Source organism: Hydrogenophaga sp. RWCD_12 (assembly GCF_046604225.1).
Lineage (GTDB): Bacteria > Pseudomonadota > Gammaproteobacteria > Burkholderiales > Burkholderiaceae_C > Hydrogenophaga.
Map to the genome: position 1 here is coordinate 952801 of NZ_JBKIXC010000001.1, position 26216 is coordinate 979016.

A 26216-nucleotide genomic window follows, 5' to 3' on the forward strand; every position below is an offset into this window, starting at 1 on the left:
CCGTGATCGGGCCGGCGTCGCCCTGGGTGCGCCGGATTCTGTTGAGAACTTTGGAATTATGGCTGGCAGGTGATGAAGGATTCGGGGCATATGCCCCGGCGACTGCGTCAAATGGCGCGGCGACACCCTTCATGCGACTTGCAAGTGCTTGATTTTTCGAGGGATTGTGCTGGAACGGTCATTGCAAGTCCTGTGCCACCAAACACCCAAGGAGGCCCCATGGCGCAGCACCCATTCCAGATTTCACCGGGCATTCCCCGTTCGCTTCCGGCCTGGCTCGGACTCCTGTCCCTGCTGGTCGCCACCGGCAGTGCCAGCGCACAGGTCCGCTATGCCGTGACCGAGCTGCCACTGCTGCCAGGCAGTGCGCAATGCACCGCCACCGGCGTCAACGATCTGGCCGAGGTGGTGGGCCATTGCGCGCCGCTGGTGGAAGACTGGAACCAGACCGCCGTGGTCTGGCGCCAGGGCGCGGTGACCGCACTGGGCAAATGGCCCAGCGGCACCTACTCGCAAGGCACGGTCATCAACAGTTTCGGCCGCATGGCCGGTCACGCCGACGAGGGCAACCTGCGCCCTCAGGGCTGGGTCACGCTGGGCAATGGTCGGTGGGTGAACTTCTTTCCGAACAGCAGCGGCAACACCTATCCGCTGTTCGTCGGTGACGATGGCTGGGTCGGGGGCTACTTCATCAAGGGAAGCCGGGGCAACTGGACCGCGGCGATCTGGCGCCCCGACGCCAAGGATCCGACGCGCTACCGCCTGGAGGCCTTCCCGCAGTTGCCGGGAGCCACCAACGTCCGCAGCATCCAGTCGGTGGCCATGGGGTTCAACCGCGCTGGCGTCGGTGTGGGTCAGGCGGGACACGACAACGGCGCCCAGCCGGTGCTCTGGCGCAACGACGCGAAACACACGCTGGAAGTCCTGCCTGCGCCGCCCGGTGGGGGCGCGAGCATCGCGAACGCGATCAACGACCTGGGCCAGGTCGTGGGCGATGGTGGCAAGGACGGACAGCCGGGGTCGTACCCGGTGTTCTGGGCCAACGACAGCCGCCACACTGCATCGTTCATGGCCCAGCTGCCGGGCTACAACAGCGCACGCGCGCTGGCGATCAACAACCTCGGGCAGGTGCTGGGCGAGGCGGCGAACTATGCCGATCCCGTCACCGGATCGCCCGCACGCACCGAAATTCCACTGATCTGGCGCGACGGCGGCGTGTTCGCCCTCCAGTCGCTCATCGACCCGGCCGTGGCGGCCAGTCTGCGTCTGCTGAAGGCTGGGGACATCAACGAGCAGGGAGCGATTGCCGCCACCGGGCAGCGCAACGGCCTGAATCGGGCGCTGCTGCTGACGCCTCTGAACTGAGCGCTCCCCTCAGGCGAAGGCGATGCGGGCCCGGCTGTTGCCGCTGGTGGCTTCGGCCAGGGCCGATTCGGCGCGCTGGATCAGGTACTGGTAGTCGGGATGGCGGTCGTATTCGGCGATGCCGATCGCGACCGTGGTCTGCACCGGCGTCCAGCTGCCCTGGATGTTGCCCGCCTGCAATGCGTTGCGCAGCTCTTCCGAAACGGTGTTGGCCAACTGGGTCGATTTCGAGCGGTCGCACTCCACCGCGATCATCAGGAACCGCTGCTCGTCGAAGCGGAACAGGTGGTCGCTGGTGCGCGTGCAGTCGATCAGTGTGGTGGCGGCGACTTGCAGCAGTCGGCTGCGTGTGCCCGATGCCGTCAATCCCTTGAAGGCGGGCAACTGGACTTCGACGAGCAGCAGGCAGCATGGCCGGCCGCTGTCGTGATGGGTGCGCATGACGTTGGCCAGGATGGCGGGCAGGTAGCGCCGGTCGGGCAGATGGGTTTCGATGTCCAGTCCGTCGTCCTGGCTGCCGGCGCGGTCGAACAGCTCGTTGAGCTTGAACCGGATCAGGTCCAGCAGCTGCTTGATCGCGACGATGGCCGCGTCGGTGCGCTGGCGGTCCTGGCCGGCGTCCATCAGGCGCGGCAACAGCGCCTGGTCCATGGTGTCGATCGATTCCAGCAGCGAGCGGAAGTCCTCGGAGTTGTCGAACAGGATGGCGCCTTTGTGGTGCAACCAGATGCCGAACTCCGCATCGCGCAGGCGGACGAAGGCGCGCGGCGGGCTGGCGGCCCAGACCGACAGCAACAGCGCTTCGGTCCATTCAGACAGCGCGGCGCGCTGACGCGCCCGTTCCAGCGACGCGCTGCGTTTCTGCGTGACGAGCCGGTAGGCCTCGTCGTTGCGCACCACGTCCTGGGCATCGTGGAAATAGGCCTGGTTCATCAGCCCGTCGGCCAGGTGCAGCAGGTCGGACACATAGACCAGGGCCAGCAGCCGGTCGGAGGGATCCAAAGGCGCGAAATCGATGCGGCGGCGGATGCCACGTTTGAGGACGCGGATCCCGGCGGGAATCAGGTCGATCGGCAGACGGATGCGCGCATGCACCGCGCCCACCTCGATCTGCCGGCCGATGGCCTGCTCCAGATCGACCTCGACCTCGAACAGGTCGGTCATCCATTGCTGGAGCGAAGCCCGCAGGCGCTTCTGGACCCGCTCCTGGTCCAGGAAGTGGGTAGCGCGCTCGCTCCGCATCATCCGCTCATAGAACTCGTCGGTCAGTGTCACCGCCCCGTCCCGCACCACATCGGCCACGGCTTGCCGGACCTTGGGCGGAGTCACCGCCAGCAGGTCCTGCCAGGCCCGCGCGGCCTCAGTAGCCATGGCGTCCGACATGTCGATGGTGGGCTTGGGCTTGATGGTCATGTCCTCGGTTGCGCGGGTGGAACTCTGGAAGGTCGTCGACATTGCTGGGGCGGAGCGCGACTGTACACAGGAGTACACAACTCGAAACAAGGCCTTCGATGCGGTCGGCCAAGGCTTGACAAGGCACTTGGTGAGCGCTGGCCACAAAAGGCCAGATCGCGAACAGGAATCTGTCGCATTGAAGGAGTGAGCCACTTCCAATCCTGAAGCACCACCCCGCGCGCTCATCGGGTCATGGTGTCGTGGAAGATGTGAACGACCCGATGCAGTGTGGCTTTCAGGGTCACAAGGTGGATGGAAATCGTTTGCATCGCCCACCTTGGCGAAGATGAACAGCCTGTTGCTCGGTGGCGACAGCGTTGGAGGATACGGATGGGGGAATGCCGCGACCCGCGCGGACACTCAGGGCGGGTCAGCGGCTGGCGCTGGTGCTTTCGCCCGCGAGCGGGACACGCCGGGCGCCGTTGAAGCGCGTCTGCCAATAGGCCTGGCGCATGTCCTCGACCCGGACCGCACCGCCAGAACGGGGCGCATGGATGAACTTGCCTTCGCCGACGTAGATGCCCACATGGCTGAAGGCACGGCGCATGGTGTCAAAGAACACCAGATCGCCGGGTTTGAGTTCACTGCGGTCGATGACCTCGGTGGCGGCTGCCTGCTGGTCGGCGCGGCGGGGCAGGATCTTTCCGACCGATTGTTCGAACACGGCGCGCACCAGCCCGCTGCAGTCGAAACCGGTTTCCACGCTGCTGCCGCCATAGCGGTAGGGAACACCCAGGAACCCCATCGCGCTCACCACCAGGTCGGAGGCTTTCTCGCTGACATCGTTGCGGGCCTGTTTGATCTGTGAACCCAGTCGGGCGATCACACCGCGCTCTTCCAGCACACGCGCCATTTCGTCGTCGTTCCCATCGGTGGGGGCGGCGTGCGCGAGGGCACTGCCCAGGAGCAGGGCGGAGACGAGGAAGAAACGCATGGGGGCGCAGCTTATCCCCCTCAAAATGCCAAGTCAAGCGAAGTTTGGATTGCAGAATGTTGATTCTGTTGAATATTTGTCTCGTGTGTGATGGGCGAGCTACTGAACTTCATTTGAAAATTTGAAGTATGTTCAAAAGGTGTGCCCAAACATTTTGGGGCGGTGCCTTGTTGCTTGTTTGGGTGTTTAGTCTGTTGTTTGATCGTTTGAACGATGTTCATATAATTTGACAAGCGCCAAATTGGTTTATTCCATGTCAGTCAAGTTCGACGCCATCACACCTTTGCCGAATCCCGAGCAGCTGCGCCAGCAGCAGCAGAGGGCGCAGGACCGCAGGCTTCGCCAACAGCGTTTTGGCGATGAGCGCCGACAGCAGTTGCTCGATACCGCGTGGACGCTGTGGCAGGAATCAGGAGCGCCGGGCTTCAACATGCGCCAGCTGGCGCAGCGCGCGGGCTACACCGCCGGGGCGCTGTACGCGTACTTCCCGGGGCGCGAAGCGATCCTCTCGGCGCTGCAGCAGCGCGTGATCCAGGAACTGGCCGATCTGGTGGCCGATGTCCGGGCGCCCCGCGGCGAACGCGGAGCGAAACCCCGCAAGGACGGAGCGCCGCCGCAGGCGCAGGTCGCCGTCGCTCGCACCCTCTTTGTCGAACGCTCGCTGGCCTGGTGGTCCTGCCTCGCGGCCGACACGCAGCGTCTGCAGCTGGTGTTGCACGGCGGGCATGGTCTGCAGGAAGCCGCCGGGGAGGGCGCCGAGTCGGCCTCGGAGCTGCTGGCGCGTCTGGCCGATGCATTGCAGCCATGCCTGGAGCCTCTGCAAGCCAGCGGTCTGTCGGCAGACTCCGCACAGCAGTTGCACGACGAGGTTCTGGCCTACGGTCTGGGTCTGCTGGTGCTGCAAGGGCCGCGCCGGCCGGGTGGTCGCGCGGTGCTGGAAACCCGCTTTGTGCAGAGCCTGCAGCGCTGGCTGGATGTGGCGCTGGCCGCCACCCACCAGGAAGGTGGCGCCGAAACGGGACAGGCAGACCTGTTCTCCGCATGAGCCTCGGGCCGTCGAGCCCGGCCACGGCGCCTTCGCGTTTGTCACAATCACGGCCTGTTCCGCGCAACCCGCGCGGACCTCTGCGGGAATGTTTGCATGTTGCTCGAAGTCTCTGACTCCCAACTGGTTCTGGTCGACTATCAGGAGCGGCTGATGGCCGCGCTGCCGGAACGTGAAGCGGTTCTGGCCAATGCCCGGCGTCTGGTGCAGGGTGCCAGGTTGCTGGGCGTGCCGGTGTGGGGCACGGAACAGAACCCGGATCGCCTGGGGCAGAACGACGCCGTGCTGCGCAGCTTGTGTCAACGCACCCTGGCCAAGATGCATTTCAGTGCGGTGCCAGAGGGCTTGATCGATTGCCTGCGTCCGGCGCCGCGCGGCCCGGGGGGCAATGCTCGCAGTCTGCCCAAGCACCTGCAGAAGCCGGCGCCGCCGCCGGCGGCGGCCCGTGGTGCCATCGTGCTGGCCGGCTGCGAGGCCCATGTCTGCCTGCTGCAGACCGCGCTCGAACTGGCGGAAGAAGAGATGGACGTCTGGGTGGTGACCGACGCCTGCGCCTCGCGCACCGAGCGCAACCGCGACGCGGCTTTTGACAGGCTGGCGGGTGCGGGGTGCGAACTGGTGACGACCGAAATGGTGCTGTTCGAGTGGATGCGCTCGGCCGAACACCCGGCGTTCCGCGACATCCAGGCCCTGATCAAATAATTCTCTGGGCGGCGGGGTCTGCCATGTCAGACTCCCGAAAGTCTGAGATTCATAATTATGAATTCAGTTTGATGGTCCTCCCGGCGGCGGGAGGTGCCGCACTGCCGTTCTATTTGCTTCCACCACGCAGGAGACTCTCATGGCCAACCCGCAGGGCTTTGCCGCCTTTCATCAGCGCTCGATCAACGACCGCGACGCCTTCTGGGCGGAACAGGCTCAATTGGTGGATTGGCACAAGCCGTTTGACCGCGTCTGCAACTACGACAACCCGCCGTTCGCGCGCTGGTTCGAAGGTGGCCTGACCAACCTCTGCCACAACGCTGTCGACCGCCATCTGGCGACCCGCCCGGACCAGAACGCGCTGATCTTCGTCTCCACCGAGACCGACACCGAGAAGACCTACAGCTTCCGCGAACTGCACGCCGAAGTGCAGCGCATGGCCGCCATCCTCCAGGCGCAGGGCGTCAAGAAGGGCGACCGTGTCCTGATCTACATGCCGATGATTCCTGAGGCCGCGTTTGCGATGCTGGCCTGCGTGCGCATCGGCGCGATCCACTCGGTGGTGTTCGGCGGCTTCGCCAGCCACTCGCTGGCCAGCCGCATCGAAGATGCTTCGCCGGTGGCGATTGTCAGTGCCGATGCTGGTTCGCGCGGCGGCAAGGTGGTCGAGTACAAGCCGCTGCTGGACGAAGCGATCCGGCTCTCGGCGCACAAGCCGGCCAAGGTGGTGATGGTCAACCGTGGCCTGGCCGAGTTCAAGGCCGTCGAAGGCCGCGACGTCGACTATTCGATCGAGCGTGCCAAGGTGATGGACGTCGTCGTGCCCTGCGAATGGGTCGACGCCACCCACCCCAGCTATACGCTCTATACCAGTGGCACCACCGGCAAGCCCAAGGGCGTGCAGCGCGACACCGGCGGCTACACCGTGGCGCTGGCTGCGTCCATGAAGCACATCTACATGGGTGAGCCTGGCGAAACCTATTTCTCCACCAGCGACATCGGCTGGGTGGTGGGTCACAGCTACATCATCTACGGCCCCCTGATCGGCGGCATGGCGACCATCATGTACGAGGGCCTGCCGATCCGTCCGGACGCCGGCGTCTGGTGGAGCCTGGTCGAGAAGTACAAGGTTTCGGTCATGTTCAGTGCGCCCACCGCCGTGCGCGTGCTCAAGAAGTACGACCCGTCTTTCATCAAGAAGTACGACCTGTCTTCGCTCAAGGCGTTGTTCCTGGCGGGTGAGCCGCTGGACGAGCCGACCGCCAAGTGGATTTCGGACGAGCTGGGCAAGCCCATCGTCGACAACTACTGGCAGACCGAAACCGGATGGCCCATCCTGGCCATCTGCAACGGTGTTGAAAAGGCCCCCAGCAAGTTCGGCTCGCCCGGCAAGGCGGTCTACGGCTACGACGTGAAACTCATCGACGAGAACACCGCCGAGGAGATCACCGAGCCGAACAAGAAGGGCGTGATCGCGGTCGACGGCCCGCTGCCGCCGGGCTGCCTGCAAACCATCTGGGGCGATGACGAGCGCTACGTCAAGACCTACTGGTCCAGCATCCACAACCGGGTGATGTACAGCACCTTTGACTGGGGCGTGAAGGATGCCGACGGCTACTACTTCATCCTCGGTCGCACCGACGACGTGATCAACGTTGCCGGCCACCGCCTGGGCACCCGCGAAATCGAAGAGAGCATCTCCAGCCACCCGAAGATCGCCGAGGTGGCGGTGGTGGGTGTGGCCGACCAGCTCAAGGGCCAGGTAGCAATGGCGTTTGCGGTGCTCAAGGATGGGGCGCTGCTGGGCGACGATGCCGCCTTGCTCAAGCTCGAAGGCGAAGTCATGAAAGTGGTGGACGAGCAACTGGGCGCGGTGGCGCGTCCGTCGCGCGTGCGCTTCGTGAATGTGCTGCCCAAGACCCGCAGCGGCAAACTGCTGCGTCGCGCGATCCAGGCGGTGTGCGAAGGGCGCGATCCGGGCGACCTGACGACCATGGACGATCCGGCAGCCCTGCAGCAGATCAAGGATCTGCAGGCCTGATCCATCGATGTTCCGCACAAACGGCGCCCTTGGGCGCCGTTTTTTTGTTGGGGTCTTTCGTGGTACCGGATGTGCGCGCAGGCGCCGGAACTCATTAACATGCTTCCTTGTTTTGCAACCCAACGGTGCGGCAAGCCATGGAACAGATGATCGGGTCCGACGCCCCCATCGAAAAAGTCCGGGTATTTGAACTGGCCGCCGAGCTGTTCGGTGTGCTGGCCACACCCATGCGCCTGCGCATCCTCAGCGCGTTGTGCGACAAGGAAAAGTCGGTCTCGCAGTTGCTGCAGGAAATCCAGACCACCCAGCCCAACCTGTCGCAGCACCTGCACCTGCTGCACCGTGCCGGTGTGCTGGCCCGGCGCAAGGAGGGCACGCAGGTGATCTACCGGGTGCAGAGCGAGAAAGTGGTGGCCCTTTGCCGCATTGTGTGCACGCAGATCGCCAAGGAACTGGACGCTCCCGGCGCTGTGCCCGACACCGAGCGGATGTCTCCACGCCCTGGCGACTGACGCCCCGAAGCTGACAACCAGCTGTCACTTCGCTGGAGAGCAACGGCCGGGACGACATTCGGAACAGATTGCTCTTTCCCGGTCAATTCGATTGCCGCATGGTGCTGCAAAGTGGCACAATCGAGGGCTGCAGTCAGGTCCTTCCACAGTCACTGTCGCATCCGCCAATCGGTCCAGCCGTGTCGCGGAAGGTTGTTTTAACCAGCTTATGTTTCCCTGAGGGAAACGGAGGTCAGCGGATCAATGAGCGAGACAAACGTCTACGTTGCTTACAAAAGCAACTCGTATCTCTTCGGGGGCAACGCCCCATACGTCGAAGAGATGTACGAAAAATACCTGGAGAACCCAGGCAGCGTGCCGGACAACTGGCGCGACTACTTTGACGCCCTGCAACACGTTCCAGCCGTTGACGGCTCGGACGCCCGTGACGTTGCCCACCAGCCGGTCATCAACGCCTTTGCCGAACTGGCCAAGCAGGGTGCCGGTCGTGCCATTCAGCCCACTGGCGCCGACTCCGAACTCGGCCGCAAGCGCGTCGCTGTCCAGCAGCTCATTGCCGCCTACCGCAACGTCGGTTCCCGCTGGGCCGACCTCGATCCGCTCAAGCGCACCGAGCGCGACCACATCCCTGAGCTGGATCCCACGTTCTACGGCTTTTCCGACGCCGACTACGAAACCGTCTTCAACACCAGCAACACCTTCTTTGGCAAGGAGGTGATGACGCTGCGCGAGCTGCTGAATGCTCTGCGCGAAACCTACTGCGGTACGCTGGGTGCCGAGTACATGTTCATCACCGACCAGAACCAGAAGCGCTGGTGGCAGGAAAAGCTCGAGTCCATTCGCAGCAAACCAGCCTTCAACGCCGAGAAGAAGAAGCACATCCTCGACCGCCTGACCGCGTCCGAAGGCCTGGAGCGTTTCCTCCACACCAAGTACGTGGGTCAGAAGCGCTTCTCGCTCGAAGGTGGTGAGAGCTTCATCGCCGCCATGGACGAATTGATCCAGCAGGCCGGCGCGCAGGGCGTGCAGGAAATCGTGATCGGCATGGCCCACCGCGGCCGCCTGAACGTGCTGGTCAACACCCTGGGCAAGATGCCCAAGGACCTGTTCGCCGAGTTCGACCACACCGCGCCCGAAGAGCTGCCCGCCGGTGACGTGAAGTACCACCAGGGCTTCAGTTCCGACGTGAGCACCAGTGGTGGCCCGGTCCACCTCTCGCTGTCGTTCAACCCGTCGCACCTGGAAATCGTGAACCCGGTGGTCGAAGGCTCGGTGCGCGCCCGCATGGACCGCCGCGGCGATCCGCACGGCAAGCAGGTGCTGCCGGTGCTGGTGCACGGTGACGCGGCCTTCGCCGGCCAGGGCGTGAACCAGGAAACCCTGGCACTGGCCCAGACCCGTGGCTACTCCACGGGCGGCACGGTGCACCTGATCATCAACAACCAGATCGGTTTCACCACCTCCGACCCGCGCGACCTGCGTTCCACGCTGTATTGCACGGACATCGTCAAGGGCGTCGAGTCGCCGGTGCTGCACGTCAACGGAGACGATCCGGAAGCCGTCGTGCTGGCCACCCAGCTCGCGCTGGAATACCGCATGGCCTTCCGCAAGGACGTGGTCGTCGACATCATCTGTTTCCGCAAGCTGGGCCACAACGAACAGGACACCCCGAGCCTGACCCAGCCGCTGATGTACAAGAAGATCGCGCAGCACCCTGGCACCCGCCGCCTGTACGCCGACAAGCTGTCGGCGCAGGGCCTGGGCGAGACCCTGGGTGATGACATGGTCAAGGCCTATCGCGCTGCGATGGATGCCGGCAAGCACACGGTCGATCCGGTGCTGACCAACTTCAAGAGCAAGTACGCAGTCGACTGGTCGCCGTTCCTGGGCAAGAAGTGGACCGACGCTGCCGACACCGCCATTCCCACCGCTGAGTGGAAGCGCCTGGCCGAGAAGATCACGACCATTCCCGCCAGCGTGACGCCGCACCAGCTGGTCAAAAAGGTGTACGACGACCGCGCGGCCATGGGCCGTGGCGACGTCAACGTCGACTGGGGCATGGGCGAACACATGGCTTTTGCATCGCTGGTGGCTTCGGGCTATCCGGTGCGACTGTCGGGTGAAGACTGTGGCCGTGGCACCTTCACGCACCGCCACGCCGTGATCCACGACCAGAACCGCGAGAAGTGGGACGTGGGCACCTACGTGCCGCTGCAGAACGTGGCTGAGAACCAGGCGCCGTTCGTCGTCATCGACTCCATCCTGTCCGAAGAGGCGGTGCTGGGATTCGAATACGGCTACGCCGGTTCCGACCCGAACACGCTGGTGATCTGGGAAGCCCAGTTCGGCGACTTCGCCAACGGCGCCCAGGTGGTGATCGACCAGTTCATCGCCTCCGGTGAAGTGAAGTGGGGCCGTGCCAACGGCCTGACGCTGATGCTGCCGCACGGCTATGAAGGCCAGGGTCCGGAGCACAGCTCGGCCCGCGTCGAGCGCTTCATGCAGCTGGCTGCCGACACCAACATGCAGATCGTGCAGCCGACCACGGCCAGCCAGATCTTCCACGTGCTGCGTCGTCAGATGGTGCGCAACCTGCGCAAGCCGCTGGTGATCTTCACGCCCAAGTCCCTGCTGCGCAACAAGGACGCGACCTCGCCGCTGTCCGAGTTCACCAAGGGTGGCTTCCAGACCGTGATCCCCGAAAACAACGAGGACGTGATCAAGAAGGCCGACAAGGTCAAGCGCGTCATCTGCTGCTCGGGCAAGGTTTATTACGACCTGGTCAAGAAGCGCGAAGAGAAGGGTTCCGACGACGTGGCCATCCTGCGTGTCGAACAGCTCTACCCGTTCCCGCACAAGGCCTTCGGTACCGAGTTGAAGAAGTACCCCAACGCCACCGACATCGTGTGGTGCCAGGACGAGCCGCAGAACCAGGGCGCCTGGTTCTTCGTGCAGCACCAGGTGCACGAGAACATGCTGGACGGACAGAAGCTGGGTTACGCCGGCCGCGCGGCCTCGGCCTCGCCGGCCGTGGGTTACGCCCACCTGCACCAGGACCAGCAGAAGGCCCTCATCGAGGCCGCCTTCGGCAAGCTCAAGGGCTTCATCCTCTCGAAATAAACGTTCTGGCGTCGTGAGCCCCCACGCCCCGGTCTGTCACGGCCGGGGCTGCCGCCGGGCCACAGCCTTCGACACATCAAGGTAGAAGAAACATGGCAATCGTAGAAGTCAAGGTTCCGCAGCTCTCTGAATCCGTGGCCGAAGCCACGCTGCTGCAGTGGAAGAAAAAAGCCGGTGACGCCGTCACCGTCGACGAAATCCTGATCGAGATCGAGACCGACAAGGTCGTGCTCGAATGCCCGGCGCCCGCCAGCGGTGTGCTGGTGGAAATTGTGCAGGGCGATGGAGCGACTGTCGCCGCCGATCAGCTGATCGCGAAGATCGACACCGCCGCCGTTGCTGGCGCCGCTGCTCCGGCGGCCGCTCCCGCACCGGCTGCCGCCGCCCCGGCTCCGGTGGCCGCTGCGCCGGCCGCTGCCGCTGCTGCCTCCACGGGCAAGGCCGGTGTGGCGATGCCCGCCGCCGCCAAGCTGATGGCCGACGCCGGCATGGCGCCTGGTTCCGTCGCCGGCACCGGCAAGGATGGCCGCGTCACCAAGGGCGATGTCCTGGCCGCTGCCAGCGCACCCAAGGTCGCCGTGGCAGCCCCTGCTGCAATCCCCACCGGCGCGCCGACCAAGGTGCTGCCGCAGGTCGCGACCGTCGCGCCGGATCTGGGCGACCGTCCGGAAGAACGCGTGCCGATGACCCGTCTGCGCGCCCGTGTGGCCGAGCGTCTGCTGCAGTCGCAATCGACCAACGCGATCCTGACCACCTTCAACGAAATCAACATGGCTCCGGTCATGGACATGCGCAAGCGCATGCAGGAGCGTTTCGAGAAGGAACACGGCGTGAAGCTGGGCTTCATGAGCTTCTTCGTCAAGGCGGCCGTGCACGCCCTCAAGAAGTTCCCGATCCTCAACGCCTCGGTCGACGGCAATGACATCGTCTACCACGGCTACTTCGACATCGGTATCGCGGTCGGTTCGCCGCGCGGCTTGGTTGTGCCCATCCTGCGCAACGCCGACCAGATGAGCTTCGCCGACATCGAGAAGAAGATCGCCGAGTTCGGTCAGAAGGCCAAGGACGGCAAACTGGGCATCGACGACATGACCGGTGGCACGTTCTCCATCTCCAACGGCGGCACCTTTGGCTCGATGATGTCCACCCCCATCATCAACCCGCCGCAGTCGGCCATCCTGGGCGTGCACGCGACCAAGGACCGTGCCATGGTGGAAAACGGCCAGGTCGTGGTTCGTCCGATGAACTACTTCGCCATGTCCTACGACCACCGCATCATCGACGGCCGCGAAGCCGTGCTGGGCCTGGTGGCGATGAAGGAAGCGCTGGAAGATCCGGCCCGTTTGCTCTTCGACATCTGATCGAACAGTGACTTTGCAGACGCCCCTTCGGGGGCGTTTGTCCAACCCTTTCAGGAAAAAACATGTCCCAAGCATTTGACGTCGTCGTGATCGGCGGCGGCCCCGGCGGCTACATCGCTGCCATCCGCGCTGCCCAGCTGGGCTTCAAGGTCGCGTGCATCGACGAGTGGAAGAACGCCGCCGGCGGCCCGGCCCCCGGCGGTACCTGCACCAACGTCGGTTGCATCCCGTCCAAGGCGCTGCTGCAGTCGTCCGAGCACTTCGACCACGCCACACACCACTTCGCCGAACACGGCATCAGCACCGGCACGGTGAAGATGGACGTCGCGAAGATGATTGCCCGCAAGGACAGCGTTGTGAAGCAGAACAACGACGGCATCCTGTACCTGTTCAAGAAGAACAAGGTCACCTTCTTTCATGGCCGCGGTTCCTTCGTGGCTGCCGCCGACGGTGGTTATCAGATCAAGGTGGCTGGTGCCGCCGAAGAGGTGATCGCTGCCAAGCAGGTCGTGATTGCCACCGGTTCCAACGCCCGTCAGCTGCCGGGCGCCGAGTTCGACGAAGTCAACATCCTCTCCAACGATGGCGCACTGCGCGTCGGCGCCGTACCCAAGAAGCTGGGCGTGGTCGGTTCCGGCGTGATCGGCCTGGAAATGGGCTCGGTCTGGCGCCGTCTGGGTGCCGACGTCACCATTCTCGAAGCGCTGCCGACCTTCCTGGGTGCTGCCGACGAAGGTGTGGCCAAGGAAGCGCTGAAGGTCTTCACCAAGCAAGGTTTGAAGATCGAGCTGGGCGTGAAGATCAGCGAGATCAAGAACGGCAAGAAGGGCGTCAGTGTTGCCTACGCCAACGCCAAGGGCGAGGCGGTGACGCTGGACGTGGACAAGCTGATCGTCTCGATCGGCCGCGTGCCCAACACGATCGGCCTGAACGCTGATGCGGTGGGGCTGCAACTGGACGAGCGTGGTGCCATCGTGGTGGACGCCGACTGCCGCACCAACCTGCCTGGTGTATGGGCAGTGGGTGACGTGGTGCGCGGCCCGATGCTCGCGCACAAGGCCGAAGAAGAGGGCGTGGCCGTGGCCGAGCGCATGGCCGGCCAACATGGTCACGTCAATTTCGGCACCATCCCGTGGGTCATCTACACCAGCCCGGAAATCGCCTGGGTCGGCCGCACCGAGCAGCAGCTCAAGGCCGATGGCGTGGCCTACAAGGCGGGGCAGTTCCCGTTCCTGGCCAACGGCCGCGCACGTGCGCTGGGTGACACCACCGGATTCGTGAAGATCCTCGCCGATGCCAAGACCGACGAGATTCTCGGCGTGCACATCATCGGCCCGATGGCCTCCGAGCTGATCGCCGAAGCCGTGATGGCGATGGAGTTCAAGGCATCGAGCGAAGACATCGCCCGCATCTGCCACGCCCATCCGTCGCTGTCGGAGTCGACGAAGGAAGCCGCGCTGGCCGTGGACAAGCGTACGCTGAACTTCTGACGCAGGTTCGCTCTTGTCGGTCCGCAGCACCTACGAAGCCGAGCTCCAGCAGCGCGGCTACACCACCGACCCCGCCCAGCAGCGTGCCATCGACGCGCTGGAGCGGTGTGCCCTCGACTGGACGAACTACAAGCAGAAGCGCTCCAACGCGCTGAAGAAAATGTTCGTCAAGCCTGAGATCCCGCGCGGGGTCTACATGTTCGGCGGGGTGGGGCGCGGCAAGAGCTTCCTGATGGACTGCTTCTTCAATGCGGTGCCAATCCGGCGCAAGACGCGGCTGCACTTCCACGAATTCATGCGGGAAGTGCACCGCGAGTTGCGCGAGCTGCAGGGCACGGTGAATCCGCTGGACGAGCTCGGCGAGCGCATCGCCAGGCGCTACAAGCTGATCTGCTTCGACGAGTTCCACGTGGCTGACGTGACCGACGCCATGATCCTTCACCGTCTGCTCGATGCCCTGTTCAAGGCTGGCGTCGGGTTTGTCACCACATCCAATTTCCACCCGGACGGCCTGTATCCCAACGGCCTGCACCGCGACCGCATCCTGCCGGCGATCGAGCTGCTCAAGCAGAAGCTCGAAGTCCTCAGCGTGGACAACGGCACCGACTACCGCCAGCGCACGCTGACGCACATCGAGCTGTATCACACGCCGCTGGGCGAAGCGGCCGACGCGGCGATGGACAAGACCTTCGGCGAACTGGCCGAGGCGCACGACGAAAACCCGGTGATGCAGATCGAGTCGCGCGAGATCCGCGCGCTGCGGCGCGCCGGCGGCGTGATCTGGTTCGACTTTCGGACCCTGTGTGGCGGACCGCGCTCGCAGAATGACTACCTGGAAATCGCCACCCAGTTCCACACACTGATGCTCTCCAACGTGCCGCAGATGGCGGTGCGCCAGGCTTCGGAGGCACGGCGCTTCACCTGGCTGATCGATGTGCTGTACGACCGCCGCGTCAAGCTGGTGATGTCTGCGGCGGTGCCGCCCGAACAGCTGTACCTTGACGGCCCCATGGCGCACGAGTTCCCGCGCACGGTCTCACGCCTGGGAGAAATGCAGTCCGCCGAATACCTCGCCCTGGAGCACCGGACCGTCGATACCGGGCTGACCTGAGCGCGCCTGTCTTGTCCAGCGCACACCGTGGGACTGGCTTTGCCAGACCACTGGTGTGGTCCCCAGGGGGAAGACGCGAAGCGGCGCAGGAGGCTTTAAGTAAGGGGGTCGAACTTGACGATGGTCAGCGACAGGTTGTCGCCCATGCCCTTGGCGCGCGAGCGTGCCTTCTGGATCAGGAACTCGCAGGCCTCGCGGGGCGAGAGCATCGAGATCGTGCTGGCAAGCTCTTCGGGTGTGAAGTAGTGCCAGACGCCATCGCTGCAGGCCATGATGGCATCGCCCGGTCCCAGTTGCTGCACGACATGGATGTCCACCGGCGGATCGTTGTCGGTACCCAGGCAGCCCATCAGGATGTTGGAGTGCGGGTGGTCCAGGGCTTCTTCTTCGGTGATCTCGCCCTGATTGACCAGCGTCTGCACATAGGAATGGTCCATGGTGCGGAAAACCATACGACCGTTGCGGAAGTGGTAGATGCGGGAATCGCCAGCGTGGATCCAGTGGCTGCTGCCGTTGGGTGACAGCAGGAATGCAGCGATGGTGCTGTGGGGCTCCTGCTCGGCCGAGACGGCGGTGAGCTTGATCACGAGGTGCGACTCTTCGACGATCTGGCGCAGCATGGCCGAAGCGTCGTCGGTGTCGGGGTCAAAGCGCTCGAACAACTGGCGCGAGGTCAGCATGACCTGGTCGGAAGCCTTGCGCCCGCCGCTGCGGCCGCCCATGCCGTCCGCCACCACGGCCAGCATGCAGCCGCTCTCGCGTGGATGCTGCAACAGGCACACCTGATCCTGTTGGTAGTCGCGGTCCCCCCGATGGATGCCGGTGGACGCGTGGATGCGGAAACCTTTGCTCATGGGAGGTCGTGATGGGTCACAAACGATGGGCCAATTCAGCGCCGGATAGTACCCACTTATTACTGCCTCCGGACCAGGGGTTCAAAAAAAGTTGAAGCCTGAACCAGCGCGTGGATTCACCAGAGCTTCCACCAGGCACTCTTGCCGCCGCCTGAGGACTGCAGAAAGGCGCTCTTGGGGTAGTTGGTCTTGAGCACCCGCTGCGCATCGTCGCGCAGCTGGGTCATGCCCAGCGCGTCGTAGCTGCGCACCAGGATGGCAAGGGCTTCTTCCAGTGCGGGCGTGTTGGGATAGTCGCTGAGGGCCGTCTGCGCACGGTTCACCGCCGCCAGATAGGCGCCGCGGCCGACGTAATAACGGGCGACATGCACTTCGTACTGCGACAGCGAGTTCACGATGTGCGTCATGCGGGCGCGTGAGTCGGGTGCGTAGCGCGAATCGGGGAAGCGCGTTGCGACCTCACGGAAGGCCTCGAACGATTCCTTGGCGGCCTTCTGGTCGCGCTCGGACAGGTCCTGCTGCGACAGGGAGCCGAACAGACCGAGGTTCTCGTTGAAAGTGACCAGGCCCTTGAGGTAGAGCGCATAGTCCAGCGCCGGGCTGGCTGGGTGCAGCCGCACGAAGCGGTCGAGCGTGGCAAGCGCCTGCGCCTGCTCGCCGGACTTGTACTGGGAGAACGCCTTGTCGAGCTCGGCCTGCTGTGCCAGCGGTGTGCCGGCGGCGCGGCCTTCGAGCTTCTCGTAGAGATCGATCGCCTTGTCGAAGTTGCCGGCATCGCGTTCATCGCGCGCTTCCGTGAGGAGCTTGTTGATGCTCCAGTCCTTGGTCGCGTCGACGGGTGTGTTGCTGCAGGCGGAAACCGCCAGCATCAGGGCAGAGGCGCCCAAGGACACGACCGATAATCTCGAACGAGGATTCACACGCGGACCTTCACAACAGGAACACCGGATTGGCTTCGGAAATTATATCGACGGGGGGGAGCGATGACGCTTCGTCCGAGACGGATGCAGAACTGGTCGAGGGCCTGCCGGAACCCGAAATCCGCGATTGCGAAGTGCCTGCGCCCATGCACGGCTGGCGCATTGACCGTGCCCTGGCGGCGCTGGTGCCGGAGTTCTCGCGTTCCTACCTGCAGCAGCTGATGGCCGACGGGGCGGTGTGGTTCCGGGGCACCGAGGCCCGCAAGCCCTCCGCAAAGGTAACAGCCGGTGACCGGTTGCGCGTGGAGCTGCGGCCGACCCAGCAGGCGATGGCATTCGTGGCCCAGCCGATGGCGCTGGATGTCGTCTTCGAAGATGCCGACCTGCTGGTCATCCACAAACCCGCAGGGTTGGTCGTGCATCCGGCGCCCGGGCACTGGAGCGGTACCTTGCTCAACGGCTTGTTGGCCCACCATGCCGGCGCCAGCAGCCTGCCGCGTGCCGGCATCGTGCACCGGCTGGACAAGGACACCTCAGGCCTGATGCTGGTCGCGAAGAGCCGGCGCAGCATGGAGGCGCTGGTGCGAGCGATTGCGGCGCGCGAGGTGCGTCGTGAGTATGTAGCGCTGGGGCACGGCTCCTGGGGGCGGGAGTCGCCCTGTGAAGTGGAACGGGCAGTGGGTCGCGATCCGGCGCAGCGTCTGCGCATGGCGGTTCTGCGCGCCGACCAGACCGGGGCCAAGCCCGCCCGGACCACCGTCACCCTGATTGGCTCCAATGAACAGGCCTGTCTGGTTGCCTGCAAGCTGCACACCGGGCGCACGCACCAGATCCGGGTTCACATGGCCTGGCTGGGGCATCCTCTGGTCGGGGACACACTGTATGGCGGGAAGGCGACCTGGGGCATGGAGCGGCAGGCGCTGCATGCGGTCCGGCTGTCGCTGGCCCATCCCGTCACCGCAGTGCCACTGGATTTCACCAGCGAGCCACCGCCAGACTTCCTGACCTCGGTGGCGGCGGCAGGGCTCCATTACAATGGGCCGCTGCCGGGGTAAGAATCCCCGGCGTCTTCGGGTCCGGGTTCGGATTCCACTTTGTCCGATCGTTCCAACATCCCTCGCGGACGGTCCTGAGCCAGCGCATTCCCCAGTGTTCACCATTCCTCATGCGGGGTGAGCAGACTGCGGCGGCCCGCCATGTTGCACAAGACCTTCGCCAGGCTTTCTTTCAGGTTCCACCGATGAATTCCTCGGATGCCAAGCGCGTCCTCGAGACGGCCCTGATCTGCGCGCCCCAGCCCCTGTCCGTGCGGGAACTCGGGGTGCTGTTCGACGGCGAGGTGTCGCCCGACACCCTCAAGATGCTGCTGGCGGACCTGCAGACCGAGTGGACCGGCCGTGGCGTGGAGCTCGTGCAGGTGGCCACTGGCTGGCGCTTCCAGAGTCGGCCGGAAATGCGACCGTTTCTGGACCGCCTGCATCCCGAGAAGCCGCCCAAGTACACGCGTGCCGCCATGGAGACGCTGGCCATCATTGCCTACCGACAGCCTGTCACCCGTGGTGACATGGAAGACATCCGTGGCGTGACCATCAACTCCCTGATCCTCAAGCAGCTCGAAGACCGGGGCTGGATCGAGGTGATCGGACATCGAGAAACGGTGGGGCGGCCCGCCCTGTTTGCGACCACCCGCCAGTTTCTCGATGACCTGGGCCTGTCGTCGCTCGACCAGTTGCCGCCGCTGGACAGCAGCGAAGTGCAGGAGTCTGCACTGGGCCGCCTGGACTTTGATGCCTTGCCAGCTGCCCCGTCGACCACCGCCGACGAAGAAGGCGGCCTGTTCCAGCTGCCGCCTGAAGAAAACCCTCCCGAATCTGCTACCCCCGCCAACTCCCAGGACACACATGAAACCGGTGACGCCCCCCAGCCCGAATGACGCCGCTCCGGCGGTGGCACCGTCCGCCAGCGCTCCTGCTCCGAAGGACAGCGCTTCATCAGACGACGCACTGCGTTTTGACGATGTGGTCAGTGGTGCCTTCGATGCCGACCAGGAACTCGAGCAGCCGCTGCCAAGCAAGCGGGTGCTGTTGCCCGAAGCCGATTCCCCCAAGCTCCACAAAGTGCTGGCGCAGGCCGGGCTCGGCTCCCGCCTGGAGATGGAACAACTGATCCTGGAAGGGCGCATTTCCGTCAACGGCGAACCCGCCCACGTGGGCCAGCGCATCCAGTACGGCGACACGATCAAGGTCAACGGCAAGCCCGTGCGCGTGCGCATTGCGCCCCCGCCGCCGCGGGTGCTCGCGTATCACAAGCCTGCCGGTGAAGTGGTCTCGCACGACGACCCGCAGAACCGGCCCACGGTGTTCCGCCGCCTGCCGCGCCTGTACCACGGCAAATGGCAGTCGGTGGGCCGGCTGGACCTGAACACCGAAGGTCTTCTGCTGCTCACCGACTCGGGGGAACTGGCCAACCGCCTGATGCACCCCCGTTTCGGCCTGCAGCGCGAGTACGCGGTGCGGGTTCTTGGCGCCCTGTCGAATGACGAAAAGCAGCGGCTGCTCGATGGCGTGCGTCTGGACGACGGTGAAGCGCGTTTCGACAGCATCGAGGATGGTGGCGGTGAGGGAGCCAACTGCTGGTACCGGGTGACCATTGGCGAAGGCCGCAATCGCGAAGTGCGCCGCATGCTCGAAGCGGTCGGTCACGCAGTGAGCCGGCTGATCCGTATCCGCTACGGGGCCATGATGCTGCCCCGTGGTCTCAAGCGTGGTGTTTGGCTGGAGCTGGATCAGGGCGACATTGACCGCCTGACGGCGGCGGCTGGCGTGCAGCCGCGTGCCGAGCGGCCTTCAGGCCGCGCCGCTCCGGGCCGGGGCAGCAAACAAGGGCCGCAAGGCGGGCGCAACTACGGCAACCCGGCTGGCAGCCGGGGTGACGCACCCTCGGTGCGTCGCGGCAGCATGTTTGGCACGCCTTCGGTCAAGGGCAAGGGTGGCAAGGGGCAGCAGGGTGCGGCCGGCGGTCAGCCCGATCCGCTGAAGACCTCGCTCGGCTACATCGGACAGGATGCGCTGCAGCGGCAACGCGAGCAAGGCGGGGGCCGGGGAAATCCAGGCAGCGGACGTCGGGGTGGCGGTGGCGGCGGGGGGCGTGGCCGGACCGGTGGCCGTTGATCTTTCGTGTCTCGACCACTGCAACAAAGGCGTCACATCGGTCGAGTTAGAATCAAGGGCTTTGCCACACTGCGCAAAAACCGTTTTTCACTCGAAAATTCAAGGATCATCATGGCCATCGAACGTACCCTCTCCATCATCAAGCCCGACGCCGTCGCCAAGAACGTGATCGGCCAGATCTACGCCCGTTTTGAAGCCGCCGGCCTGAAGATTGTTGCCGCCAAGCTGGTGCACCTGTCGCGCGCCGAAGCCGAGCAGTTCTATGCCGTGCACAAGGCACGTCCCTTCTTCAAGGACCTGGTGGACTTCATGATCTCCGGCCCGGTGATGATCCAGGCCCTGGAAGGTGAAGGCGCCATCGCCAAGAACCGCGACCTGATGGGCGCTACCGATCCCAAGAAGGCCGCCGCAGGCACCATCCGCGCCGACTTCGCCGACAGCATCGACGCCAACGCCGTGCACGGCTCCGACGCTCCCGAAACCGCCGCTGTGGAAGTTGCCTTCTTCTTCCCCGGCATGAACGTGTACTCGCGCTGATCCGCGCGAACACCATGACATGACGGTCAACCTGCTCGACTTCGACCTCGAGGGCTTGACCGCCTATTGCGAACAGCTGGGCGAAAAGCGCTTCCGCGCGGTCCAGTTGTTTCGCTGGATCCATCAGAAGGGAGCTTCGCGCTTCGACGAGATGACCGATCTCGCCAAGAGCCTGCGCGAAAAGCTGCCCTCGGTCTGCACCATCACCGGACTGCCGGTGCTCTCGCGCCAGGACTCGGCCGACGGCACCATCAAGTGGCTGTTCGATGTGGGCGACGGCAACGCCGTCGAGACCGTGTTCATTCCCGAAGACGACCGTGGTACGCTCTGCATCTCCTCGCAGGCCGGCTGTGCCGTGGGTTGCCGCTTCTGTTCCACCGGTCACCAGGGCTTCTCGCGCAACCTCACCACGGGTGAAATCCTGGCGCAGCTCTGGCACGCCGAGCACTTCCTGCGCAAGCACCTGAACACGACAGAGCGCGTGATCACCAACGTGGTGATGATGGGCATGGGAGAGCCGCTGCAGAACTACGGCGCCCTGGTCCCGGCGTTGCGCGCGATGCTGGACGACCATGGTTATGGTCTCTCGCGCCGCCGGCTCACGGTGTCCACATCCGGTGTGGTGCCGATGATGGACCGTCTCGCCAAGGAATGCCCGGTGGCGCTGGCGGTGTCGCTGCACGCACCCAACGACGCGTTGCGCGACATGCTGGTGCCGATCAACCGCAAGTACCCGATCGCCGAACTGCTGGACGCCTGCCGGCGCTATCTGCCGGCAGCGCCGCGCGATTTCATCACCTTCGAATACTGCATGCTGGACGGGGTGAACGACCAGCCGGAGCACGCGCGCCAGCTGCTTGAACTGGTAAAGGCGCATGGCGGGCAGGGTGTGCCCTGCAAATTCAACCTGATACCCTTCAACCCGTTTCCGGATTCCGGCCTGCGCTGCTCGCCGCGTTCCGTGGTCCAGGCTTTCGGCAAGATCCTCAACGACGGCGGCGTGGTGACCACGATCCGCAAGACGCGGGGCGACGACATCGATGCCGCCTGTGGTCAGCTGGCCGGCGATGTTCTGGACCGTACCCAGGTGGCTCGCCGTCGGGCCGCCGCGCAACCGATCCGTTTTGTGCACCCAGCCAAGGAAAACCAGGCATGACAGACACCAGCGTTCTCCGTGCGTCGCCCAGTGAGCCTTCCGTGCAGGAACCCCGCCGCGGTCGAGCCCGGGCGGGTACCTGGTCTCCGGCTCTGTCCTCCCGGCTGATCCGCGCAGTGATGGGGTTGCTGCTGCTTGGAGCCGTCGCCGCCTGTGCGAACAACTCGGTCAATGCCAACACCGATCGCAATGGCGAACCGCTCACCGAGTCCGACGAACCCGAAGCGCGCAAGCGTGCGCGCCTGCGCATCGAGCTGGCATCGGGGTACTTCGAGCAGGGGCAGACCACCGTGGCCCTGGACCACATCAAGCAGGCCCTGCTGGCGGACCCTAGTTATGCGGCGGCCTATTCGTTGCGTGGCCTGGTCTACATGCGCCTGAGCGACAACGGCCTGGCCGAGGAGAGCTTCCGTCGCGGTATGCAGATCAGTCCGCGCGACCCGGACATCATGCACAACTATGGGTGGTTCGCCTGCCAGCAGGGGCGCCATGCCGAGGGTATCCAGCTGTTCAACCGCGCGCTGGCGGTGCCGCTTTACGTCGGTCAATCCAAGACATTGATGATGCTGGGTACCTGTCAGCTGCGCGCGGGGCAGAAAAGCGAGGCCGAAGGCAGCTTCGCCCGTGCCTATGAACTGGATCCGTCCAATGCATTCGTTGGCTACAACCTCGCGAATCTCGAGTTTCAGCGGGGCGAAAACACGAAGGCCCAGTTCGTGATCCGCCGCATCAACAACTCCGAGCAGGCCAACGCGGAGACGCTTTGGCTGGGTATCAAGGTGGAGCGCCGGATGGGCAACACACAGGCAGCCGATCAGCTGGCGCAGCAACTCCAGCGCCGCTTCCCCCGTTCCAAGGAACTGGCGGCCTATCAGCGAGGTGCCTTCAATGAGTGAGTCGCCCAGCCAGAGTGCAGGTTTTGCGAGCCCGGTGCTGCTGCGCCAATCGCGTGAGGCGGCCGGGTTGCACATCGCTGCACTGGCAGCGGCCCTCAAGGTGCCAGTGCGAAAGCTCGAAGCCCTCGAAGCCGGCCGCTACGACGAGTTGCCCGATCTCACCTTCGCGCGGGCGCTGGCCTCTAGCGCGTGCAGGCATCTGAAGATCGATCCGGCGGCGGTGCTGGCCCAGATACCGACCGGGCACACGCCTTCCCTGGACTCCCCGTCGGGAGCGCTCAACGCGCCCTTCCGTCCCGCCCAGATGGCACCGTCTCTGGCCCCGCTGGACTGGTTGCGCCGTCCTGCTGTCATGGTGTCGCTGGCCCTGGTGGCGGGTGCTGCCGGGCTGCTGTTCATGCCGGACTGGGACGACAGCGTCGCGTCGGTGAAATCTGCGATGGACAGTCTCACGCCAGCCTCCAGCCCGGCCGAAGCCAAGGTGGAGCCCGTGTTGCCTCCTGCTCCGGCCGCTGACACAACGGTGGCGCCTGCGCCTGCCGTGGCGCCGGGTGGAACACCTGCCAGCGCCGCGGTACCGGAAGTGTCCGTGCCTCCCGCTGTGCTCCCCGCACCGGCTGCCGAGCCTGTGGCCAGTGCACCGGCCGGCGCTGCCCTGCTCAACATCCGGGCCACGGCAGACTCCTGGATCGAGGTCGTCGATGGCACCGGCAAGACCCAGGTGCAGCGCATGCTCAAGTCTGGCGATGCGGTCGATTTCTCGGCTGCACCGCCGTATTCGGTGGTCGTTGGGCGTGCCGATGCCGTGACCGTCACCGTGCGAGGCCAGGCTTTCGATGTTTCGCCCTTTGCCCGCAACAGCGTGGCCCGATTCCAGGTGAAGTGACGATGCTCACAGCAACCCAGCCCGAACGTTCCATGTCTGCCGACGCCGGTTCCCGCCCAGTCGCCCTGAGCGTCCCTCGCATCCGCCAGAGCCGTGCCGGTGTGGTGCGCTGGCGCGATCACGAGGTGACGGTTGGCGGTGGCGCGCCGGTGCGCGTGCAGTCGATGACCAACACCGACACCGCCGACGCCATTGGCACCGCGATCCAGGTCAAGGAGCTGGCGCTGGCCGGTTCCGAACTGGTCCGCATCACGGTCAACAACGACGAAGCGGCTCAGGCTGTACCTCACATCCGCGAACAGCTGGACCGCATGGGCGTCCATGTGCCGCTGATCGGTGACTTCCACTACAACGGCCACCGCCTGCTGACCGACCACCCGGCTTGTGCCGAGGCGTTGTCCAAGTACCGCATCAACCCCGGCAACGTGGGGCGCGGGGACAAGGGAGACCGGCAATTTGCCCAGATGGTCGAGATCGCGGCGCGTCATGACAAGGCGATCCGTATCGGCGTGAACTGGGGCAGCCTGGACCAGGACCTGCTGGCGCGGCTGATGGACGAGAATGCACAGCGCGCCGAGCCTTGGGATGCCCGGCAGGTGATGTACGAGGCGCTGATCACGTCGGCCCTCGACTCCGCGCGCCGCGCAGAGGAGATCGGCCTGAACCGCAACAACATCATGCTGTCCTGCAAGGTCAGTGGTGTGCAGGACCTGATCGCGGTCTACCAGGAGCTGGCAACGCGCAGCGACCACGTGCTCCACCTCGGGCTGACCGAGGCGGGCATGGGTACCAAGGGTGCGGTGGCTTCGGCTGCGGCGCTGTCGGTGCTGCTGCAGCAGGGCATCGGCGACACCATCCGCGTCTCGCTCACACCCCAGCCCGGTGAAGCCCGGACGCAGGAAGTGGTGATCGCGTCCGAGATTCTGCAGTCGCTGGGCCTGCGCGCCTTCGTGCCCAGCGTCACCGCCTGTCCCGGCTGTGGCCGCACCACCAGCACCACCTTCCAGGAGCTGGCCAAGCAGATCGACGACTTCCTGAGGGCTTCCATGCCGGTCTGGCGCGCCCGCTATCCCGGCGTCGAGAACATGAAGGTCGCGGTCATGGGCTGCATCGTCAACGGCCCGGGCGAGAGCAAGCATGCCGACATCGGCATCAGCCTGCCCGGCACCGGTGAGGCCCCGGCCGCGCCGGTCTTCATCGACGGGCAGAAGGCGCTGACCTTGCGTGGAGACGGCATCGCCGCCGAGTTCCAGCAGATCGTCGAAAACTACATCCAGAAGCGGTTCGGCACTCCCGCCTGAACCGCGCCGGCGGCGCAGGCCGTCGCCCATCGCTGAGCAGATCCATGGCAGAGAAATTGAGCGCCGTCAAAGGCATGAACGACATTGCACCTCCCGTGTCCGCACACTGGGAGTGGCTGGAAGACACCCTGCGCTCGCTGATGCGCCGCTACGGCTACCGCAATGTGCGCACGCCCATTGTCGAACCGACCGCGCTGTTCGTCCGCGGTCTGGGCGAGGTGACCGACATTGTTGAGAAGGAGATGTATTCCTTTGAAGACCGGCTCAACGGCGAGCAGCTGACCCTGCGTCCAGAGAACACGGCCGGCGTGGTGCGGGCAGCCGTCGAGCACTCGATGCTCTACGACGGTGGCAAGCGCCTGTATTACATGGGGCCGATGTTCCGCCACGAGCGCCCGCAGCGCGGCCGCTACCGCCAGTTCCACCAGTTCGGCGCCGAGGCGCTGGGCTTTGCAGGGCCGGACGTGGACGTCGAACTGATCGTGCTGGCCTGCGACCTGTGGGCCGAGCTGGGGCTGGAATGCATCGAGCTGGAAATCAACAGCCTCGGGCAACCTGCGGAGCGGCTGGCGCACCGGCGGGCGCTGATCACCTACCTCGAAGGCCATGTCGACCGTCTGGACGAGGACGCCAAACGCCGCCTCCACAGCAATCCGCTGCGCATTCTGGACACCAAGAATCCGGCCATGCAGGAGCTGGTCAACGGTGCGCCGCGCCTGATGGACTACCTGGGTGAAGGCTCGCTGGATCACTTCAAGCGTCTGCGCGGGCTGCTCGATGCCCAGGGCATCGCCTACCGCATCAATCCGCGCCTGGTGCGTGGCATGGACTACTACAACCTGTCGGTGTTCGAGTTTGTGACCACGCAGCTGGGCTCGCAGGGCACGGTCTGCGCTGGCGGCCGTTACGACGGCCTGTTCGAGCAGATCGGCGGCAAGCCGGCGCCCGCCGTGGGTTGGGCGCTGGGCATGGAGCGCATTCTTGAACTGCTCAAGGAACAAGGCAAGCTGCCCGACCCGGTGGCGCCCGACGCGTATGCGGTGATCCCGGACGCCGCCGCGCTGGCGGTGGCAATGCCGCTGCTGCGCCGGTTGCGCGCAACCGGGGTTTCGGTCGCGATGCATGCCGGTGGTGCCGAGGGCATGGGCAGCATGAAGTCTCAGTTCAAGAAGGCGGACGGCAGCGGCGCGCGATACGCGCTGGTCTTCGGCGCGCAGGAGCTGGAGCAGGGCATGGTAGCGGTCAAGTCGCTGCGCGGTGACCGCGGCGGCGAGGGTGCCCAGACCCTCCAGCCGCTCGACGCTGTTCAGGCCTGGGCGCCAGGCCTCAAGGGCTGAGGTTCCTTTAGGGACCTGCGCCT

22 protein-coding genes are annotated in these 26216 nt (G+C 64.9%); 18 read left to right on the top strand and 4 right to left on the bottom strand.

Annotated features, from left to right (window positions below; all coding sequences use genetic code 11):
* The first annotated feature begins 219 nt into the window (after positions 1 to 219).
* Positions 220 to 1365, top strand: coding sequence for a hypothetical protein (locus ACLIJ1_RS04525; protein WP_411364278.1), 1146 nt, complete (start codon positions 220 to 222; stop codon positions 1363 to 1365).
* 9 nt (positions 1366 to 1374) lie between these two features.
* Here ACLIJ1_RS04525 and ACLIJ1_RS04530 read toward each other — a convergent pair whose 3' ends face one another.
* Together ACLIJ1_RS04530 and ACLIJ1_RS04535 are read right to left on the bottom strand one after the other, a co-directional pair.
* Positions 1375 to 2778: a diguanylate cyclase domain-containing protein gene (locus tag ACLIJ1_RS04530; protein WP_411364279.1), complete on the bottom strand. Its 1404-nt coding sequence runs from the start codon at positions 2776 to 2778 to the stop codon at positions 1375 to 1377.
* Between the two features lie 412 nt (positions 2779 to 3190).
* Positions 3191 to 3754: a C40 family peptidase gene (locus tag ACLIJ1_RS04535; protein WP_411364280.1), complete on the bottom strand. Its 564-nt coding sequence runs from the start codon at positions 3752 to 3754 to the stop codon at positions 3191 to 3193.
* Between the two features lie 253 nt (positions 3755 to 4007).
* Here ACLIJ1_RS04535 and ACLIJ1_RS04540 point away from each other — a divergent pair, with 253 nt between their 5' ends.
* The 8 genes from ACLIJ1_RS04540 (at position 4008) to zapE (ending at position 15136) form a co-directional block, all read left to right on the top strand.
* The gene (locus tag ACLIJ1_RS04540) at positions 4008 to 4799 is read left to right on the top strand and encodes a TetR/AcrR family transcriptional regulator (RefSeq protein WP_411364281.1); all 792 of its coding nucleotides are present in this window, start codon (positions 4008 to 4010) and stop codon (positions 4797 to 4799) included.
* Positions 4800 to 4895: 96 nt separating this feature from the next.
* Positions 4896 to 5501, top strand: a complete 606-nt coding sequence (locus ACLIJ1_RS04545; RefSeq protein WP_411364282.1) for an isochorismatase family protein — start codon at positions 4896 to 4898, stop codon at positions 5499 to 5501.
* A 61-nt stretch (positions 5502 to 5562) separates the two neighbouring features.
* Positions 5563 to 7542, top strand: a complete 1980-nt coding sequence (locus ACLIJ1_RS04550) for a propionate--CoA ligase (RefSeq protein WP_411364786.1) — start codon at positions 5563 to 5565, stop codon at positions 7540 to 7542.
* A 137-nt stretch (positions 7543 to 7679) separates the two neighbouring features.
* Positions 7680 to 8054, top strand: a complete 375-nt coding sequence (locus ACLIJ1_RS04555; RefSeq protein ID WP_411364283.1) for an ArsR/SmtB family transcription factor — start codon at positions 7680 to 7682, stop codon at positions 8052 to 8054.
* Between the two features lie 243 nt (positions 8055 to 8297).
* A complete protein-coding gene (locus ACLIJ1_RS04560; RefSeq protein ID WP_411364284.1) occupies positions 8298 to 11174 on the top strand; it encodes a 2-oxoglutarate dehydrogenase E1 component in 2877 nt (958 codons plus the stop codon).
* A 92-nt stretch (positions 11175 to 11266) separates the two neighbouring features.
* Positions 11267 to 12535 (top strand): 2-oxoglutarate dehydrogenase complex dihydrolipoyllysine-residue succinyltransferase, encoded by a 1269-nt coding sequence (gene odhB / locus ACLIJ1_RS04565; protein ID WP_411364285.1) that lies wholly within the window; start codon positions 11267 to 11269, stop codon positions 12533 to 12535.
* A gap of 62 nt (positions 12536 to 12597) precedes the next feature.
* The gene (gene lpdA, locus ACLIJ1_RS04570; RefSeq protein WP_411364286.1) at positions 12598 to 14025 is read left to right on the top strand and encodes a dihydrolipoyl dehydrogenase; all 1428 of its coding nucleotides are present in this window, start codon (positions 12598 to 12600) and stop codon (positions 14023 to 14025) included.
* Between the two features lie 13 nt (positions 14026 to 14038).
* On the top strand, positions 14039 to 15136 hold the full coding sequence (gene zapE / locus ACLIJ1_RS04575; RefSeq protein ID WP_411364287.1) for a cell division protein ZapE: 1098 nt from the start codon (positions 14039 to 14041) through the stop codon (positions 15134 to 15136).
* Positions 15137 to 15231: 95 nt separating this feature from the next.
* Here zapE and ACLIJ1_RS04580 read toward each other — a convergent pair whose 3' ends face one another.
* Positions 15232 to 15990, bottom strand: a complete 759-nt coding sequence (locus ACLIJ1_RS04580; RefSeq protein ID WP_411364288.1) for a PP2C family protein-serine/threonine phosphatase — start codon at positions 15988 to 15990, stop codon at positions 15232 to 15234.
* 116 nt (positions 15991 to 16106) lie between these two features.
* Positions 16107 to 16883, bottom strand: coding sequence for an outer membrane protein assembly factor BamD (locus ACLIJ1_RS04585; protein ID WP_411364289.1), 777 nt, complete (start codon positions 16881 to 16883; stop codon positions 16107 to 16109).
* A 56-nt stretch (positions 16884 to 16939) separates the two neighbouring features.
* On the opposite strand from ACLIJ1_RS04585, the gene ACLIJ1_RS04590 reads away from it, so the two are divergent.
* The 9 genes from ACLIJ1_RS04590 to hisS all read left to right on the top strand — a co-directional run bounded on the left by ACLIJ1_RS04590 (position 16940) and on the right by hisS (position 26193).
* Entirely contained in the window at positions 16940 to 17965 is a 1026-nt protein-coding gene (locus ACLIJ1_RS04590) for an RluA family pseudouridine synthase (RefSeq protein WP_411364290.1), read from the top strand.
* 185 nt (positions 17966 to 18150) lie between these two features.
* Entirely contained in the window at positions 18151 to 18843 is a 693-nt protein-coding gene (scpB, locus tag ACLIJ1_RS04595) for an SMC-Scp complex subunit ScpB (RefSeq protein WP_411364291.1), read from the top strand.
* Positions 18812 to 20080, top strand: a complete 1269-nt coding sequence (locus ACLIJ1_RS04600) for a pseudouridine synthase (RefSeq protein ID WP_411364292.1) — start codon at positions 18812 to 18814, stop codon at positions 20078 to 20080. The genes scpB and ACLIJ1_RS04600 overlap by 32 nt, the downstream gene beginning before the upstream one ends.
* Before the next feature lie 111 nt (positions 20081 to 20191).
* A complete protein-coding gene (gene ndk / locus ACLIJ1_RS04605; RefSeq protein WP_411364293.1) occupies positions 20192 to 20617 on the top strand; it encodes a nucleoside-diphosphate kinase in 426 nt (141 codons plus the stop codon).
* Positions 20618 to 20636: 19 nt separating this feature from the next.
* Positions 20637 to 21773, top strand: coding sequence for a 23S rRNA (adenine(2503)-C(2))-methyltransferase RlmN (gene rlmN, locus ACLIJ1_RS04610; protein ID WP_411364294.1), 1137 nt, complete (start codon positions 20637 to 20639; stop codon positions 21771 to 21773).
* 119 nt (positions 21774 to 21892) lie between these two features.
* Positions 21893 to 22669: a type IV pilus biogenesis/stability protein PilW gene (gene pilW / locus ACLIJ1_RS04615; RefSeq protein WP_411364295.1), complete on the top strand. Its 777-nt coding sequence runs from the start codon at positions 21893 to 21895 to the stop codon at positions 22667 to 22669.
* Positions 22662 to 23555, top strand: coding sequence for a RodZ domain-containing protein (locus ACLIJ1_RS04620; protein WP_411364296.1), 894 nt, complete (start codon positions 22662 to 22664; stop codon positions 23553 to 23555). Before pilW ends, ACLIJ1_RS04620 begins: the two co-directional genes overlap by 8 nt.
* Before the next feature lie 32 nt (positions 23556 to 23587).
* Entirely contained in the window at positions 23588 to 24856 is a 1269-nt protein-coding gene (gene ispG, locus ACLIJ1_RS04625; protein ID WP_411364297.1) for a flavodoxin-dependent (E)-4-hydroxy-3-methylbut-2-enyl-diphosphate synthase, read from the top strand.
* 44 nt (positions 24857 to 24900) lie between these two features.
* Entirely contained in the window at positions 24901 to 26193 is a 1293-nt protein-coding gene (hisS, locus tag ACLIJ1_RS04630) for a histidine--tRNA ligase (RefSeq protein WP_411364298.1), read from the top strand.
* Positions 26194 to 26216 lie beyond the last annotated feature (23 nt).